Here is a 15,402-nt window from a genome sequence, read left to right on the forward strand (position 1 = left end):
TTTCACACAGTGCTTCAACGCATGAAAAGGCATTGACGGGCGTGGAGCGGGCGGCTACCTATCGCGCCCTGTTGGCCCGGTGGCAGAGTGGTTATGCAGAGGACTGCAAATCCTTGTACGTCGGTTCGATTCCGGCCCGGGCCTCCAACTTCCCTTCTGAGAATTTACGCATAATTTCCTCGGCTTGCGTCCCGTAACAGCCTTCCATGCCTGTTTTTGGGCATGAGAAGGCGGCGCTTAAAATGCTCATGCGAAAATTGCCTTACAGGCACGTTTCGAGTTTGCACTCGCCGAAAAGCGCTGCTATATACCGCCACCTCGTCGGGGCACACCCTCGGCGAGCTGCTGATCCCCGGTAGCTCAGCGGTAGAGCAAGCGACTGTTAATCGCTTGGCCGGCGGTTCGAATCCGTCCCGGGGAGCCAATAACAAAAACGGTCGAAACTTCGGTTTCGGCCGTTTTTTTATTTCTCGGCGCACGCCTGCCCGGCATTGCCGCCGACTTCCATTCCAGCGACCATGCGATCCACTGCCCGAACAGCTGGATTTCAACCATGTTATCTGATGTCCGTATCATCGAGATCGAGGCCCTCGGCCCCGCCCCTTTCGCCTCCATGTTGCTCGCAGATCTTGGTGCTGACGTGATCACGGTGCACCGAAAGACAGCATCGGATGTTCCGGGCAAAGGCGATAACAACCTGCTTGATCGCGGCAAGCGCTCAATCGCCCTCGATCTCAAGGTGCCAGAGGATATTGCAGTCCTGAAGGCCCTGCTGAGAGGTGCGGACGGGTTGATCGAGGGGTTCAGGCCCGGTGTGATGGAGAGATTGGGTCTGGGGCCGGATGAGTGCCTCTCACTGCAGCCACGCCTTGTCTACGGCCGGATGACGGGATGGGGCCAGGACGGCCCCAAAGCCGGGGAGGCCGGTCATGATCTGAACTATATCGGGCTATCAGGCGCACTCTGGTACGCCTCCCCGGGAGGCACAGCACCTTTCCCGCCCCCGACCCTGGTCGGCGATATCGGCGGTGGCGCGCTCTATCTGGTGATTGGCATCCTGTCCGCCCTGCTGAAAGCCCGTGCGACCGGCCAGGGCACCATTGTGGATGCAGCGATCGTCGACGGCTCGGCGCATATGATGAATCTGCTGATGTCGCTTCGCGCGGCCGGCTCTTTCCAAACGGAACGCGGCCACAGCCTGCTGGACGGGCCGCACTGGAGCCGCACATATCAATGCAGCGACGGCCTCTTTCTCTCGGTTCAGTGCCTGGAGCCTAAATTTTACCGGATATTCCTGGAGCGCCTGGGGCTTGAAGGCGATTCGGCGTTCGAACAGCAGTTCGAGGAGTCTCTCTGGCCGGATCTCGGCGCACGGCTTGCCTCCCTCTTCACCAGCCAGTCCCGCGCGCATTGGCTGGCTTTATTCCGGGGCAGCGACGCCTGCGTCGGACCGGTGCTTTCGCCGGATGACGCCGCGACCGATCCCCATATGGCAGCGCGCGGGGTTTGGCAGGATCTCGACGGCCGGCTGCAGGCCGCAGCCGCACCGCGATTCGATGGCAAGAAACCAACACCTGCGTCGCCGAGTCCTTACAGAGGCCAGCACACAGCCGAAATCCTTGCTGAACTCAAAGGTGATGCATCAGCTCGCTGAGCGATGTCGTTTCGGCCAGAACCGCCCGGCATCCAGAAACCGGTTCCATGCATCTTCTATCTCTTGATCCGCGCGGGCCATTTCCTCCCCGTGCCATCCGATGACAATTCCCGACGCCTTCATCAGATCGGGCATGTTCGCTCCGCTCTCCGGAGCAACAAGAGACTCCAACTGCTCAATGCATACCGCGTAGTCGTTTGCATAGCCGAGCAGGTCCTGCAATCGGGCCGCAGACTTGGAAAAGATCTTGGCTTTTCTGGCCTCGAAAAGGGACGCGAAAAACTCAGAGGCATAGCGCATCTTCTTCATTTCGAGCCGTAACTCATGCTTCGCGGCAGTGTTGCCCTGAAGGGCCGTTCGTCCCATTTTGCGAACCTTGCGGTAGCATTTTTCGAGCTTTGACGCGGCAAATTCCTCACTCCGGGCCAGATGGTCGAAGGCGTCTTTTCCCTGGGAATTAGTCAGCGTTTCTATCAGCAGACCGAGTTGCAGCTGGAAAGAGGTAAACCGGGACGATGCGACGGCTGCCCGGGCGTCTCTGTACCCGGCCTCCTGCCGAACCTCAGCAAGCGCCCGGAGTTCCTTCAGCGCAGGAATATCTGCGCCAAGAGCGGCCTCGACGGGATCATGAAGATCAGCGATATAAACATCCCATTCACGCGCCTGGCCGAGGGAACCCGCAAGCCACTTTCCCTCTTCCCTGATGCGATCGATCAGCTCCGCGTCACCGAATGTCCGGAACATCCCGAGCGCGGCTCTCAAACGGCGCACTGCCACTCGCATCTGGTGCGGTCCTTCAGGGGCCATACTCTCCAGAATCGGGAACTCATTCGCAGCGATCTGCGTCTGGCAAGCCTTCAGGATCGCAACGGCCGCTTCATTGATCCGGCTTCCCCTAACCAACAGAGGCCGCCGCCCTTTGACCGGCTTCGGCTCCTTTGGAACCTGCAATTCCCCCGCGCGGGTGGCCTTGCCGCGATATTCGATACGGACCGGAACATCATCGTTGATCGCACATGCCAACTCGAACAACGCGCTCGGCGTACCGTCTTTGAGCTCGAGTTCCAGCTCGGAGATTGCCGTTTTTCGGGTACCCGAGCGAATCTCGCCTATATCGAGATCAGCCGAAATGAGAGCATCACCGAACCGTCCGGCGTAGGTTACAAGACGGCTCGTTCTCCGGAAGTCCGTGACGAAAACGGGCTGCAGCCGTCCCCACACCCCGTCCCGGGTAAGCAAATCCCGAATCTCCGGCGCATGAATAAGGTCGAGAGTCGGCTCTTCGCCACTAACCCAGCCTTCGATCTCAATCCGCTGCGTGATACCGGCCTGCCAGCCGCTACCGATCTTCAGGGTTTGAAGTTTCCGACGCCCCATCTCCCGGATGCGCAGGTTAATGCCGACGCTGGCGAGCTCTTTGTCTGGCGTGTCAAAATATGTCGACTTCAGATGAGCGGTCTTGGCCCGCTCACTACCTGACTTGACCAAAGACGGCAACCTCTTCAGCCGATTGACCCATTTCTCCGAGACCGCGAGCCGCAACTCCGATTCGGTCGGTAATGGCTCTGCTTTCCTACTCATACAAGATCCTTTGGAGCCACAAAGCGGCGTAACCGCCCCTTTCCGGGCGCGATCTCATTCCACGTGTCGATATCGAGCTCAATCTCCGCCAGAGCCCCGGTCGGAAACTTCTCCCGCACACGAGTCAGAGCTTCGCCTCCCGCTGTACTGCACAGAAACAAGGTTAATTGTGCCAGGCCAGGATTGTGCCCGATAAGCAGGAGCTTTTGAACATTGTCGGGAAGCTCGGACAGAACAGCAAAAATATCGTTCATGCTTGCTTCATAGATCCGGGAGGTTTCCTCTACCGGGCAATTGCGGGGTAAATAAGGACGAACAATGTCCCGGGTCTGTACCGTTCGCCGGGCCGATGAGCAGAGAATGAGATCGGGTGCAATCTGCTCCTGCTTCATCATGATGCCTATAACCGCCGCTGAACGTTCGCCGCGCCGGTTCAATGGCCGCTCAAAGTCACTGTGAGCGGGGGCGTCCCAGCTGGACTTGGCATGACGCAACAGCAAAAGGGTTTTGCTCACCAGGCGGCTCCCGTTTCTGAGGGCGATGGACCCGTATTTTTTGGCGCCATAACCATTTCAGCCCCCTTTTAAAGAGCGCTAAATTGACAGCGCGTGCCGCTGCCGCCAAGGTCAAACAAGGCGGTTGCTCCGTACCGCATTATGTTTGTCCGCTGGAACCGTTTATGAGCGCCGAAACCACGCCCCGAAATACCGCGCTCATTGATCCCGCGACAAAAGGTAATCAAATCGATTCCGGAAAAGCAGCAGATATCCGCCCGCTCAAGCCGGAAGATATCGACAGCCTTGCTCTACTCACCCAGGAACTTCTCGCATTTTATGGCCTTCCGGCGCGAAACCAGCGCTCCTATATGGCCCATATCATGACGTCGGAACTTTTTGAGCGGGACAACAATCTCAAGGTACTGGTCGCCGAAACAACCGCCGGATTGCAGGGATTTATCGCCTATACCGAAGTCTTCGCTCTCGCCAGCTGCCAGCGCAGCTTTTTCATTCAGGATCTTTTCGTCACGAGAAGAGCGCGTGCGTCCGGCGTAGGCGCCGGCCTGATGGCCGAACTGGTACGCCAGGCGGAAGAATGCGGTGTCGAACAGATCGACTGGACAGCCGATCCCTGGAACGAGAAGGCGACGGCCTTTTACGAAAAGCTCGGCCCGTTGCTGAAGAGCGATAAAATTCTCTATCGCCTCGCCGGGTCTTCCCTGCGTCGATCCATGCAGGAACAGAAACTGTGAAATCCGCACCCGGCCGCTCACATTAAGGCCATACGAACTGGTAAGCGGACGGATCGAACACTAAGTTCGGGGCCTGATGGCCCGCACGTAATACCGGAGAAAAAGAATGCAAATTCGCGATGGCTTCGTCGGCACAATCGGCAATACCCCGCTGATCAAACTGAAGCGCGCGTCGGAGGAAACCGGCTGCACCATCCTCGGCAAGGCCGAGTTCCTTAATCCGGGTGGTTCTGTAAAGGACCGTGCCGCGCTGGCGATCATTCGCGATGCCGAAGAACGCGGCGCCCTGCGCCCCGGCGGCGTGATCGTCGAGGGGACGGCCGGCAATACGGGCATCGGCCTTGCCCTTGTCGGCAATGCACTCGGTTACCGCTCCGTCATCGTCATGCCGGAAACCCAGAGCCAGGAGAAAAAGGACATGCTGCGCCTGGTCGGCGCGGATCTCCGGCTGGTTCCTGCGGCACCTTACAAGGACCCGAACAATTACGTGCGGTACTCCGGCCGTCTGGCCGAGGAAATTGCGGCAAGTGAGCCGAACGGCGCAATCTGGGCAAACCAGTTCGACAACGTCGCCAACCGCCATGGCCACTACACCACCACAGGCCCGGAAATCTGGGACCAGACGGACGGTACGGTCGACGGGTTCATCTGCTCTGTCGGAAGCGGCGGTACCATTGGCGGTGTCAGCATGGCACTGAAGGAGCGCAATCAGAATGTGACGATCGGCCTTGCAGACCCCATGGGCTCGGCGATCTTCAACCACTATGCCCATGGTGAGCTGAAATCCGAAGGTGGCTCGATCACTGAAGGAATCGGGCAGGGCCGGATCACAAAAAACCTGGAAGGCATTACAGTCGATGCGCCTTTCCAGGTGACGGACGAGGAAGCCCTCGATGTGATCTTCAAACTGCTGATGGAAGAAGGCCTCTGCATGGGCGGCTCGACCGGCATCAATGTCGCCGGCGCCGTCAAGCTCGCCAAACAGATGGGACCGGGACACACCATCGTGACGATCCTGTGCGACTGGGGACACCGCTACCAGACCAAGATCTTCAATCCGGAGTTCCTGAAAGAAAAAGGACTGCCCGTACCGAGTTGGTTGGTCTGACGGCGCAAAGCGGGAGGAAAACGATGAATTACAAGAATCCAGAAGCACTCGTCGAGACAGCTTGGTTGGCCGAGAATCTCGGCAATCCAGCAGTCAAGATCCTGGATGCCAGCTACCACCTGCCGGGCATAGATCGCGACGCGGACACGGAATATCTCAAAAAGCACATCCGAGGCGCCGGACGCTTCGATATCGACGATGTGAAAGACCCCGCCGCCACCCTGCCCCATATGATTCCGGACGCCGAGACATTCGCCGCGAAGGTCGGCGCGATGGGAATATCGAACGATGACCTCGTCGTCGTCTACGATGTCTACGGTATGATGAGTGCAGCCAGGGTCTGGTGGATGTTCCGGCTGTTCGGGCATGACAAGGTCGCTGTCCTGAATGGCGGATTGCCAAAATGGCTGGCCGAAGACCGGCCCGTGGCCTCAGGCGCGGAAACACGACCGTTAGCCAGCTTCACGGCGACCTTCCGCAAAGAGCTGGTTACCGACCTCAAAGCTCTCAGCGACAACATCGGCAGTGGCTCCAGGGCGGTTCTTGATGCCCGTGCGGCCGAACGCTATGCCGGAACGGCCCCTGAACCCCGGGCCGGTCTGCGCAGCGGTCATATCCCCGGCAGCCTCAGTATGCCATTCGGTACCCTGCTAAACGCGGACAAGACATTTCTGCCTGCAGACGCCTTGCGCGACCGTTTCGAGGCCGGTCTCGGCCTTGATTTCGCGCAACCGGTCTCGACAACCTGCGGGTCCGGCGTAACCGCCTGTATCCTGTCGCTCGGCCTTTACCTGCTAGGCAAGGAAGACGTCGCCGTTTACGACGGCTCCTGGAGCGAATGGGGCGCGCACCCGGAAACGCCAGTCGAAACATCCTGAAGGAGGCCGTCGTGGCTTTGCACGTACGCCCCATTGCGGGCGGCGATATCGATTCCGTTGTCGCGCTCTGGAAAGAGGCAGGTCTCACCGTTCCGCACAACGATCCTTATGAGGACATCCACTTCTGCCGCGCCAGCCCAAATGCAGAAATCCTGCTCGGGTTCGATGGTCAGGAACTGGCAGCCGCCACCATGGTCGGTCACGATGGGCATCGCGGCTGGTACTATTATGTCGGGGTGGCCCCGGGCCGACAGACGAGCGGGCTTGGCCGGGAGATCATGTCCGCCGCCGAGGAATGGCTGAAAGAGCGCGGTGTCGGCAAGGCCCAGCTTATGATCCGGCCAGCTAATACCAAGGTAAAAGACTTCTACGAGCGACTTGGCTATGTCCAGGAAGACCGCCTTGTCATGGCGAAGCGGTTCGGTCCGGTGCCGGATTGGCAGACCGGGCAGACCGAAACGACGGTTATCCACCTGGAAATGCTTTCCCGGCCAGACCGGGAGCCGGCACGGCCGCCGGAGATCGGCAAACGGATCGTGCTGGAACGAATGGCCGTTCCCAGCGTGCGGTTTTACCGGTTCCTCTATGACGGGGTCGGCGGCGACTGGACCTGGGTGTCTCGACGGATCATGGATGACGAAACGCTGGCGGCAGCCCTCTCACGCGCAGGAGCCGAATATTACCTGCTGAGTGTGGATGGAGAGCCAGCCGGGTTCTGTGAGCTTGAGCGCAGTCAGAACGGCAAGGACGTGGAGCTGTCCTATTTTGGCTTGTTGCCGGGATTCATCGGGATCGGTATCGGGCGCTATTTCATCGACGCTGCCATAGATCTCGCATGGCAGCCAGAAACAGAACGCGTCTGGGTCCATACCTGTGACCTCGATCACCCCCGCGCCCTCGGCAATTACCAGAGAGCCGGGTTCGTGCCCTACGCACGGGAGGTCGAGATCCTGCCAGACCCGCGGCTTGCAGGGCTGCCGCTCCCCCCGCACTCTTCGGATCGCGGACATGCGCCGAACAGCCTGTTCCGGGATCGTGCGGCAGCGGAGAAACTTCCGTTGGCCGACGGTGCCACGCGCTGATCCTGGCCCCATGAATTAGAAATGCGAAGGGCGCGCGCGATCTCTCGCAGCGCGCCCTTCCGGAGGGTCCCCCGTTGTCCCCCCCTCCCAGACTGTATAAGCCCAGACTGAATGTGTTAGTGCGCCAGGATCTGGCTCAGGAACAGCTTTGTACGATCAGAACGCGGGTTCGTGAAGAACTCTTCTGGTGTGTTCTGTTCGACGATCTCGCCGTAATCCATGAAGATCACGCGATCGGCCACTCGCTTGGCAAAGCCCATCTCGTGAGTCACCACAAGCATGGTCATGCCGGATTCCGCGAGCTCGACCATCACGTCCAGCACTTCTGAAATCATTTCCGGATCAAGGGCCGAGGTCGGCTCATCGAACAGCATGATCTGCGGATTCATGCAGAGAGACCGCGCGATGGCGACACGCTGCTGCTGGCCGCCGGATAGCTGCCCCGGGTATTTATTGGCCTGTTCCGGGATCTTCACACGCTCCAGATATTCCATCGCCAATTCTTCGGCTTCGGCCTTTGGCGTCTGCTTCACCCAGATCGGGGCGAGCGTGCAGTTTTCCAGCACCGTCAGGTGCGGGAACAAATTGAAGCTCTGGAACACCATGCCGACATCGCTGCGGATCGCATCGATGTTCTTCAGGTTGTTGTCGAGCGTCACGCCGTTGACGATGATATCGCCGCCCTGATGCTCTTCCAGACGGTTGATACAACGGATAAGCGTCGATTTACCGGACCCTGACGGGCCGCAGATAACGATTTTCTCACCCTGATGAACCGAGAGGTTCACATCTTTCAGGACGTGGAACTCTCCGTACCACTTATTAACGCCAGCCAGTTCAATGACGACTTCATCGCCCTTGGTGGACTTGACCGTTTGTTTTGTTTCGACCTGAGCGTCCATGCTCATGTTGTTAACTCCTTGGCTCGATACGCTGAAAAGGAATGGACCTGCCGGGGTTATCTCCCGGCCTGCCCTGCTCCCAGCGTCCGTTCAAGATGCTGGCTGTATTTCGACATGACGAAACAGAGAACGAAATACAAAGCTGCTCCGAAGACAAGCGGCTCCGTGTGGATACCGTTCCATTGCGGGTTTTGACTGACGGCCTTCAACATCAGAAGCAGGTCATACAGTCCGACGATGGAGACCAGTGTGGTATCCTTCAAAAGGCCGATGAAGCTACCGACAATATTCGGGATCATCAGTTTCAGAGCCTGCGGCATGACGATCAGAGTCATCATTTTCCAGTAGCTCAGACCCAGAGCCTGCGCCGCTTCATACTGTCCTTTCGGAATGGCCTGAAGACCGCCACGCACCGTTTCCGCCATATAGGCCGAGGAAAAAATACAAACCGCGATGATCGCCTGAACGATCTTCACCGGGTTGATTGCCTCGGGCAGGAACAGCGGCACCATGGTTACCGCCATGAAAAGCACGGTAATCAACGGCACAGACCGGAACAGCTCGATAAAGGACACGCAGAAAACCCGGATGACCGGCATTTTCGAGCGGCGGCCCAGAGCCAGCACAATGCCGGCCGGCAACGAAACCGCAATCCCGATCCCGGAAATCACCAGAGTGACAAACAAACCGCCCCAGAGGTTGGTTGATTGCGATGTGATATCCCAGCTGGATTGCCATGCAAAAGCAACGGCGAACACAACCAGACAGGCGGCAAATACCGGGTATTTATGCGTGGCTTCCGGCTTTGCGGAAAACCCGCTGGCCTGAACGATAGCCGCCCAAAGCGACTTACCCGTAGCCATGGACAGCAAGGTATGGGCCCAGCTGAAAATGAAGGACGTGATCGCAATAGAGATCATGACCTGAAGGAAAAGCCCCTTTTCGCCCCCGGCGAAGAGATACCCGAGGAGGAACGGAGAGATCAGGATGGCGGATGCGCCAATTGCGATCTTCGATGTCACCCGCGGAAGCCAGAACGGCAGCATCCAGAGGATGAGTGTTCCGAAGCCCAGATTTACCCGCCAGACTTCCTCATCCGGATAGCGGCCATAGATGAAATTCTTCATCCAATGGCTGACACCGGCCCAGCACGCTCCCGAAAGCCCGACCTTGTCGAGGCATTCGCGACGTGAGTTGGCCTCCCATACAGCATTCACGATCGCCCACTCGAAGGTGTTCGAAACGATAACCCAGATCACATAGAGCGACAGGATGGTCAGGAATGCATTCAATGGGCTACTAAACAGGTTCTTCCGGACCCAGCCGATGGCACCGACTGTATTCGGTGGCGGCGGCAGGCTGGGTTTTGGCTTGAAGACAACTTCTGAAGACGATGCGTCAAGATTTGTCATGGCTCACCGCTCCTTCAACTGAACGAGCTTGTTGTAGTAATTCAGTGCTCCGGAAATCGTCAGGCTGACGGTCATGTAGAAGAACATCACCATGGCCACGATCTCGATCGCATGACCGGACTGGTTCAGCGAGGTCTGCATGAAGACCGCAACGAGATCAGGAAAGCCCACGGCAATCGCCAGGGACGAGTTCTTGACCACGTTCATCCAGTTACTGATCAGCGGCGGAACGATTGCTCGCATGGCCTGCGGGATGATGACCAACCGCAGCGTAAGTCCCGGTTTCAACCCGAGTGAATACGAGGCTTCGGTCTGACCGTGACTAACCGACAGAATTCCCGCCCTCACCATCTCTGCGATAAAGCACGCATGGTAAATTACGAGAGCGATGAAAACCGCGAGGAAAGCCGGTGGAACTGATGATCCGCCAGCGAAATTGAATCCCTTCAGAACCGGGATATCCCACTGCAGCGGGGAGCCGGTTATCAGGAACATCACCATCGGAAAACCGATAATGATGCCCACACCGGTCCAGAAAGCCGGGAACCGTACACCTGTCGCGTTTTGCCGCCTCTTGGCCCAAATCGCGATGCCATACGCAACGATCACGGATATCAGAAGCGTGACCATGGTCAGCCAGAAAAGATCGCCGGGAACCGGTGCGGGGAAATAAAGCCCGCGGTTGTTCAGCTGGAAGAGTTCAAGGCTGAGAATATCGAGACTGTTCTTCGGTCGCGGCAGGATCGCGAAAACAGCGAGATACCAAAACAGGATCTGCAGCAGCAATGGCGTATTACGCAATATTTCGACGTACCAGGACGCCAGCTGCGCAACCATCCAGTTTTTCGAAAGCCGCATTATGCCGACGAAAAAGCCAAGCATCGTCGTCGCCACGATGGCAAGGAACGACAGCAGAAGCGTGTTGGTGATGCCTACCAGATAGACCCACAGGTAGCTGTCACCGGCTTCGTAAGGAATAATCGAGAATGCGATCGAGAATCCGGCGGTACTTCCGAGGAAGTCAAACCCGGAGCTCATCCCACGCGCTTCAAGATTCTGAGACGTGTTCGAGAAGAGATACCAGCCGCCCCACATAACGACTGCAAACACGATAATTTGGTAGAATATGGATCGGTAACGTTCGTCGTTCACTATTACTGAGAACGATGAACCCTGTCCCGACGCCCCTCTGTCAACGACAGCCATATAGCCGATCTCCGCGTAAGGTTAAGTGATCCAATAGAACAGAGGCCCGGCCGATTTACGACCGGGCCTGCTGTCTTGGATGTCTTACCGGAACGGCGGGGAGTACATCAGGCCGCCTTTGGTCCACAGCGCGTTCGGGCTACCGTCGCGCGGGATGCCAATGGCGAACTCACCTTTGGTGCCCATGTACTCTTCGTACACTTCGCCATAGTTGCCGACATGATTGATGATGCGGACAACCCAGTCCTTCTCGAGACCGAGCCCCTTGTTCAGGTCACCCTCGACACCGAGCATACGCGCCATTTCAGGAGTAGCCGGATTGGCCACCATATCCATGATATTGGTGCTGTCGATGCCCATTTCTTCGGCCTGAACCAGAGCGAAGACGGTCCATTTCACGATGTCCATCCACTGGGAGTCGTTCTGACGAACAACCGGACCAAGAGGCTCTTTGGAAATCGTTTCCGGGAGAACGACGTACTTGGACGCATCCGGGAACTTCGCACGAGTGGAAGCAAGGCTGGATTTGTCGTTGGTGATCGCGTCACAGCCGCCCTTGGCGAAGGTATCGTCACGAACGTTGGAATCTTCGAAGACAACCGGCTCGATCGCGAGATCGTTGGAGCGGCTGAAGTCGGTCAGGTTCAATTCGGTCGTGGTGCCTGTCAGCACGCAAACGGTCGCACCCTTGAGCTCAAGAGCACTGCTCACGCCAAGGTCCTTGTCGACCATGAAGCCCTGGCCGTCATAGAAGTTAACGGCTGTGAAATCGAGGCCAAGCTGCGTGTCGCGGAACAGGGTCCACGTCGTCGTGCGGGACAGCACGTCCGACTCACCGTTGGCCATGGCGGTAAAGCGCACCGCGCTGGTCACGGACTGGAATTCCACTTTGCTCGGATCATCGAAGATGGCGGCTGCAATAGCGCGGCAAATGGCTACGTCACTGCCGTACCAGTCACCTTTTTCATCGAGCTGATAGAAGCCCGGAGCCGGAGTGCCGACCTGGCACCGCAGAACTCCCCGTTCCTTTACGATGTCCAGCGTGCTTTGCGCGGACGCCATCTCGGCTGTGAAGCCAAGGCTGGCCATCATGCCAAGACCAAGGCCTAAAAGACTCAGTTTCTTCATTCTTAAACCCACCCTGTTATGTTTAGGTTAACGACGGCCGGTTGTCCCGGTCTGCATACCCCTGACTAAGACTTTGGGATCGCCCCCTTGGATCCCGGTCGTTGTTCACCGTCATGCATCCCCGCTACCCGGCTTTTACTCTCTGCCTCGTCCACTCGACTGGAGCGGAACATGGGCAACCTTGGAACCAGTCTTCATGACAGTAGAGCTAATACCAACACGCCGTTGCCGTGTTTTGCAAGTGCGAGAAAAGCCGACGGTTCAGTAATCCCCATGCCATCACTGCAACTCTTGCGGTTTTTCGGCGGACAACCGTGCTTTTTTGACAATAAAGTTTTAAATGCAAAACCTTATCAATAACCCTCAAAGTTTTCGGAGATCACATGAAAACCGGCGCGAAATCCCGAATGCGTACTCTCATTGCCCACGCGGGACGCGACCCGCATCGGAATCATGGGGTCGTCAACCCACCAGTTTACCACGCCTCGACGATTCTCAAGCCGACACTCGCGGAACTGGAGGCATCCCGGAAACCGGAGTTCGATGGATATCGCTACGGACGGCGGGGAACGCCGACCAGTCGATCCTTCGAGGAAGCGGTTGCCGCACTGTACAGAGCCGACGATGCAATCGCGGTATCTTCCGGTCTCGCTGCAATCTGTTGTGCCATCCTGAGCCAGGTCTCTGCCGGGGATCATATCCTGCTGGCTGACAGCGTTTATTTCCCGACACGGAAATTCGCCGAGGGGTTCCTTAAACGTTTCGGGGTCTCTTCAAGCTATTTCGATCCGATGAAACCCGAAGAGCTCGCGGAGAATATCCGGCTGGAGACAAAGATTGTCTATCTGGAAGCCCCGGGAACCATGACTTTCGAGGTCTCGGACATCCCGAAGCTGGCGGCAATCGCACATCAGCACGATGCGACCGTCATCATGGATAACACCTGGGCAACAGCGCTTTACTTCGATGCCCTGGAGCACGGCGTCGACATCGTTGTCGAGGCGGTGACCAAGTATATCTGTGGCCATTCCGACATCATGATGGGAACCATTGCCAGCCGGACAGCCCACGCCGGTGCAATCCGCGACATGGTTTACATGCAGGGTAACTGCTCCGGCCCGGACGACCTGTATCTGGCTCAGCGCGGCCTCCGGACGATGGCTGTGCGTCTCGCACAAAACGGCGAGACGGCCCTTGCCCTGGCTGAATGGCTGCAGGAAAGGCCCGAAGTCGACCGCGTCCTGCATCCGGCGCTGCCCTCCTGCCCCGGACACGATCTCTGGAAACGGGATTTCACCGGCGCCAGCGGGCTGTTCTCTTTTGTCCTGAAACCGGTATCAAAAACGGCGCTCGCCGCGTTCCTGGACGGGCTTGAGCTCTACGGCATGGGCGCGAGCTGGGGTGGCTATGAAAGCCTCATTCTTCCCGGCGATCCTGCCGCGGCCCGCACGGCGACAAAGTGGGAGGTTCCGGGCCAGCTTTTGCGCATCCATGCCGGGCTGGAAGATGAAGCCGACCTCATTGCAGATCTTGAGGCCGGTTTTGAGCGCTTGTCTGCCCTCGCATGACCGGCCTCGCATAACGGGAGCCGGCGCGCTCAGGTCCGATAAGATTGGAAACTGATGCCGCCGGCCCGCCCGATCTGCTCGACCAGGGCTACTTCCCAGGTGAGATAGGCGTTCATCCGCCGTTCCATCTCTGCTTTCCCTGCGTCTTTGTCGTAGGGACGCATATAGACATCATCCAAAGTTGCAAGGGGAGCCCCCATGCCTGCCGCCATTGGCAAACCGGCGGCTTCCCAAGCCTTGGTTCCGCCATCAACGACCGAGCAGCGAATGTCACTATCGGCCAGATCGCCCGCAGCCAGGACAGCCAGCCGCACATCCGCCGCCGTCAGAATTACTTCCGCCACGCCGATCGCCGACAAATCGCTTTCCAGGGTCTCCCTCTTACCCCAACGGGCACCCTCGGGATGATCGTCCCGATGATCCAGACTGCGCGTCAGATCAACGAATGCAGCGCCGGCCCCGACCCGTTGCCGTGCGTCTTCCGGAGAAATCAGATCTGCCGCTGGCAAGTCGCCGAGCAGGAGCGATGCACGCGGACCGCTCTCCATCTGCTGACTGTCGAGCGCGCCTTCGAGGACATAAACCTCCTGCCAGCCGAGCTGCCTGAGCCAGCTTGCGGACATGTTCGCCCGCACCATCTCCGGGTCGACCAGAACCACCCGCGCACGATGGGTCGCCATATAGCTATCGGTCGACTGGACAAGCTGGCCACCCGGCGCATGGCGCGATCCGGCTATGTGGCCCGCCTCGAATTCCTCTACGGTCCGGACATCGAGAATATAGAGGGTCCGCTCAGCACTCTCTGACCGCCAGCGTTCAAGAGTGGCAGAGTCGACGCGCCGGGCCCCGAACCGGTCGGCCGCAGCCCGGGAGCGCTGCCGCGCAAGATTTCCCCCTTCAGGACTCACCGATGGCGGTGGGCGCATATTGCCATGTTCGAGCTGATAGCCCGCCAAATGCCACCCCATGGTGCCGTTGCGCAGCGCGACAACCTTATTGGGGATACCTGCATTGATCAGCGACTGGGCCCCGATAATGCTCCGGGTGCGGCCAGCGCAATTGACCACAACCGTGGTATCGGGATCGGGCGCCGCTTCCTGCACTCGATAGACCAACTCGGCACCGGGCATGTCGATTCCCGTCGGGATGTTCATCATGGTGAACTCGCTCATCGGCCGCGAATCCAGCACCACCATATTCTCCCCCAGCTCCATCATCTGGTGCAGTTCTTCGGCAGAGACAGACGGGGTTTCATACTCGTGCTCGACATATTCGCCGAAAGCCTTGCTCGGCACATAGAGGCCGCTGAAAAGCTCAAGACCAGCCGCTCCCCAAGCGTTCACGCCACCTTCGAGGATGGAGATATCCGTATAGCCGAGACCGGCCAGGCGCTGAGCCGCAAGTTCCGCCAGCCCCTCCCCGCCGTCGCACAAGACAACGGATACCGACAACCGGGGCACCTGATCGGCCATGCGCAGCTCAAGTTGGCCGAGCGGAATATTGGCCGCGAGCAGGATATGGTTCGCTCCAAAAACCGCTTCCGGCCTTACGTCGACGAGGGCAATTTCACCGGTTCCGTTTAACGCATCGTGAAGTTCGCGCGCAGTGATCGTCCGGGCCATGGCTGCCCTCCT

General features: G+C 58.3%; 13 protein-coding genes and 2 tRNA genes. 8 read left to right on the plus strand and 7 right to left on the minus strand.

The genetic code is table 11. From position 1 onward, the window contains the following. The first annotated feature begins 73 nt into the window (after positions 1-73). From K328_RS0105685 to K328_RS0105695, 3 genes are all read left to right on the plus strand, one after another. Positions 74-147, plus strand: a tRNA-Cys gene (locus K328_RS0105685). A 202-nt stretch (positions 148-349) separates the two neighbouring features. Then, a tRNA-Asn gene (locus tag K328_RS0105690) sits at positions 350-424 on the plus strand. Positions 425-553: 129 nt separating this feature from the next. Continuing rightward, positions 554-1,654 (plus strand): CaiB/BaiF CoA transferase family protein, encoded by a 1,101-nt coding sequence (locus K328_RS0105695; protein WP_028465150.1) that lies wholly within the window; start codon positions 554-556, stop codon positions 1,652-1,654. Here K328_RS0105695 and K328_RS0105700 read toward each other — a convergent pair. Next, positions 1,643-3,235, minus strand: coding sequence for a CYTH and CHAD domain-containing protein (locus K328_RS0105700; RefSeq protein WP_084608112.1), 1,593 nt, complete (start codon positions 3,233-3,235; stop codon positions 1,643-1,645). The genes K328_RS0105695 and K328_RS0105700 overlap by 12 nt on opposite strands. Further along, entirely contained in the window at positions 3,232-3,750 is a 519-nt protein-coding gene (locus K328_RS0105705) for a SixA phosphatase family protein (RefSeq protein ID WP_169721177.1), read from the minus strand. The genes K328_RS0105700 and K328_RS0105705 overlap by 4 nt, the downstream gene beginning before the upstream one ends. A 164-nt stretch (positions 3,751-3,914) precedes the next feature. On the opposite strand from K328_RS0105705, the gene K328_RS25645 reads away from it, so the two are divergent. From K328_RS25645 to K328_RS26845, 4 genes are all read left to right on the plus strand, one after another. Continuing rightward, complete coding sequence (locus K328_RS25645) at positions 3,915-4,484, plus strand: GNAT family N-acetyltransferase (RefSeq protein ID WP_051284561.1); 570 nt, start codon at positions 3,915-3,917, stop codon at positions 4,482-4,484. A gap of 106 nt (positions 4,485-4,590) precedes the next feature. Continuing rightward, positions 4,591-5,592: a cysteine synthase A gene (locus tag K328_RS0105715; protein ID WP_028465153.1), complete on the plus strand. Its 1,002-nt coding sequence runs from the start codon at positions 4,591-4,593 to the stop codon at positions 5,590-5,592. Positions 5,593-5,615: 23 nt separating this feature from the next. Continuing rightward, the gene (gene sseA / locus K328_RS0105720; protein WP_028465154.1) at positions 5,616-6,470 is read left to right on the plus strand and encodes a 3-mercaptopyruvate sulfurtransferase; all 855 of its coding nucleotides are present in this window, start codon (positions 5,616-5,618) and stop codon (positions 6,468-6,470) included. An 11-nt stretch (positions 6,471-6,481) separates the two neighbouring features. Beyond that, positions 6,482-7,552 carry a GNAT family acetyltransferase gene (locus K328_RS26845; protein WP_245577408.1) on the plus strand — a complete coding sequence of 357 codons (1,071 nt, stop codon included), beginning with the start codon at positions 6,482-6,484 and terminating at the stop codon, positions 7,550-7,552. Positions 7,553-7,668: 116 nt separating this feature from the next. Here the strand turns inward: K328_RS26845 and K328_RS0105735 are convergent, their stop codons facing one another. From K328_RS0105735 to K328_RS0105750, 4 genes are all read right to left on the minus strand, one after another. Further along, on the minus strand, positions 7,669-8,460 hold the full coding sequence (locus tag K328_RS0105735) for an amino acid ABC transporter ATP-binding protein (RefSeq protein WP_028465155.1): 792 nt from the start codon (positions 8,458-8,460) through the stop codon (positions 7,669-7,671). A gap of 50 nt (positions 8,461-8,510) precedes the next feature. Then, a complete protein-coding gene (locus K328_RS0105740; protein WP_028465156.1) occupies positions 8,511-9,866 on the minus strand; it encodes an amino acid ABC transporter permease in 1,356 nt (451 codons plus the stop codon). A gap of 3 nt (positions 9,867-9,869) precedes the next feature. Beyond that, positions 9,870-10,904 (minus strand): amino acid ABC transporter permease, encoded by a 1,035-nt coding sequence (locus tag K328_RS0105745; protein WP_245577409.1) that lies wholly within the window; start codon positions 10,902-10,904, stop codon positions 9,870-9,872. 252 nt (positions 10,905-11,156) lie between these two features. Beyond that, complete coding sequence (locus tag K328_RS0105750; RefSeq protein ID WP_028465158.1) at positions 11,157-12,200, minus strand: amino acid ABC transporter substrate-binding protein; 1,044 nt, start codon at positions 12,198-12,200, stop codon at positions 11,157-11,159. A 407-nt stretch (positions 12,201-12,607) separates the two neighbouring features. Between K328_RS0105750 and metC the strand changes: the two genes are divergently transcribed. After that, positions 12,608-13,768, plus strand: a complete 1,161-nt coding sequence (gene metC / locus K328_RS0105755) for a cystathionine beta-lyase (RefSeq protein ID WP_156901179.1) — start codon at positions 12,608-12,610, stop codon at positions 13,766-13,768. 29 nt (positions 13,769-13,797) lie between these two features. Here the strand turns inward: metC and K328_RS0105760 are convergent, their stop codons facing one another. After that, positions 13,798-15,390 carry a rhodanese-like domain-containing protein gene (locus tag K328_RS0105760; RefSeq protein WP_028465160.1) on the minus strand — a complete coding sequence of 531 codons (1,593 nt, stop codon included), beginning with the start codon at positions 15,388-15,390 and terminating at the stop codon, positions 13,798-13,800. Between the last annotated feature and the right edge of the window lie 12 nt (positions 15,391-15,402).

It is taken from the genome of Nisaea denitrificans DSM 18348, assembly GCF_000426505.1.
Taxonomy (GTDB): Bacteria; Pseudomonadota; Alphaproteobacteria; order Thalassobaculales; family Thalassobaculaceae; genus Nisaea; species Nisaea denitrificans.

Coding starts and splice junctions, on each gene's coding strand:
- K328_RS0105715 (WP_028465153.1), top strand. CDS start 4,591: ATGCAAATTCGCGATGGCTTCGTCGGCACAATCGGCAATACCCCGCTG.
- K328_RS0105760 (WP_028465160.1), bottom strand. CDS start 15,390: ATGGCCCGGACGATCACTGCGCGCGAACTTCACGATGCGTTAAACGGA.
- K328_RS0105735 (WP_028465155.1), bottom strand. CDS start 8,460: ATGAGCATGGACGCTCAGGTCGAAACAAAACAAACGGTCAAGTCCACC.
- K328_RS0105695 (WP_028465150.1), top strand. CDS start 554: ATGTTATCTGATGTCCGTATCATCGAGATCGAGGCCCTCGGCCCCGCC.
- K328_RS0105745 (WP_245577409.1), bottom strand. CDS start 10,904: ATGAGCTCCGGGTTTGACTTCCTCGGAAGTACCGCCGGATTCTCGATC.
- K328_RS0105700 (WP_084608112.1), bottom strand. CDS start 3,235: ATGAGTAGGAAAGCAGAGCCATTACCGACCGAATCGGAGTTGCGGCTC.
- K328_RS0105740 (WP_028465156.1), bottom strand. CDS start 9,866: ATGACAAATCTTGACGCATCGTCTTCAGAAGTTGTCTTCAAGCCAAAA.
- sseA (WP_028465154.1), top strand. CDS start 5,616: ATGAATTACAAGAATCCAGAAGCACTCGTCGAGACAGCTTGGTTGGCC.
- K328_RS0105750 (WP_028465158.1), bottom strand. CDS start 12,200: ATGAAGAAACTGAGTCTTTTAGGCCTTGGTCTTGGCATGATGGCCAGC.
- metC (WP_156901179.1), top strand. CDS start 12,608: ATGCGTACTCTCATTGCCCACGCGGGACGCGACCCGCATCGGAATCAT.
- K328_RS25645 (WP_051284561.1), top strand. CDS start 3,915: ATGAGCGCCGAAACCACGCCCCGAAATACCGCGCTCATTGATCCCGCG.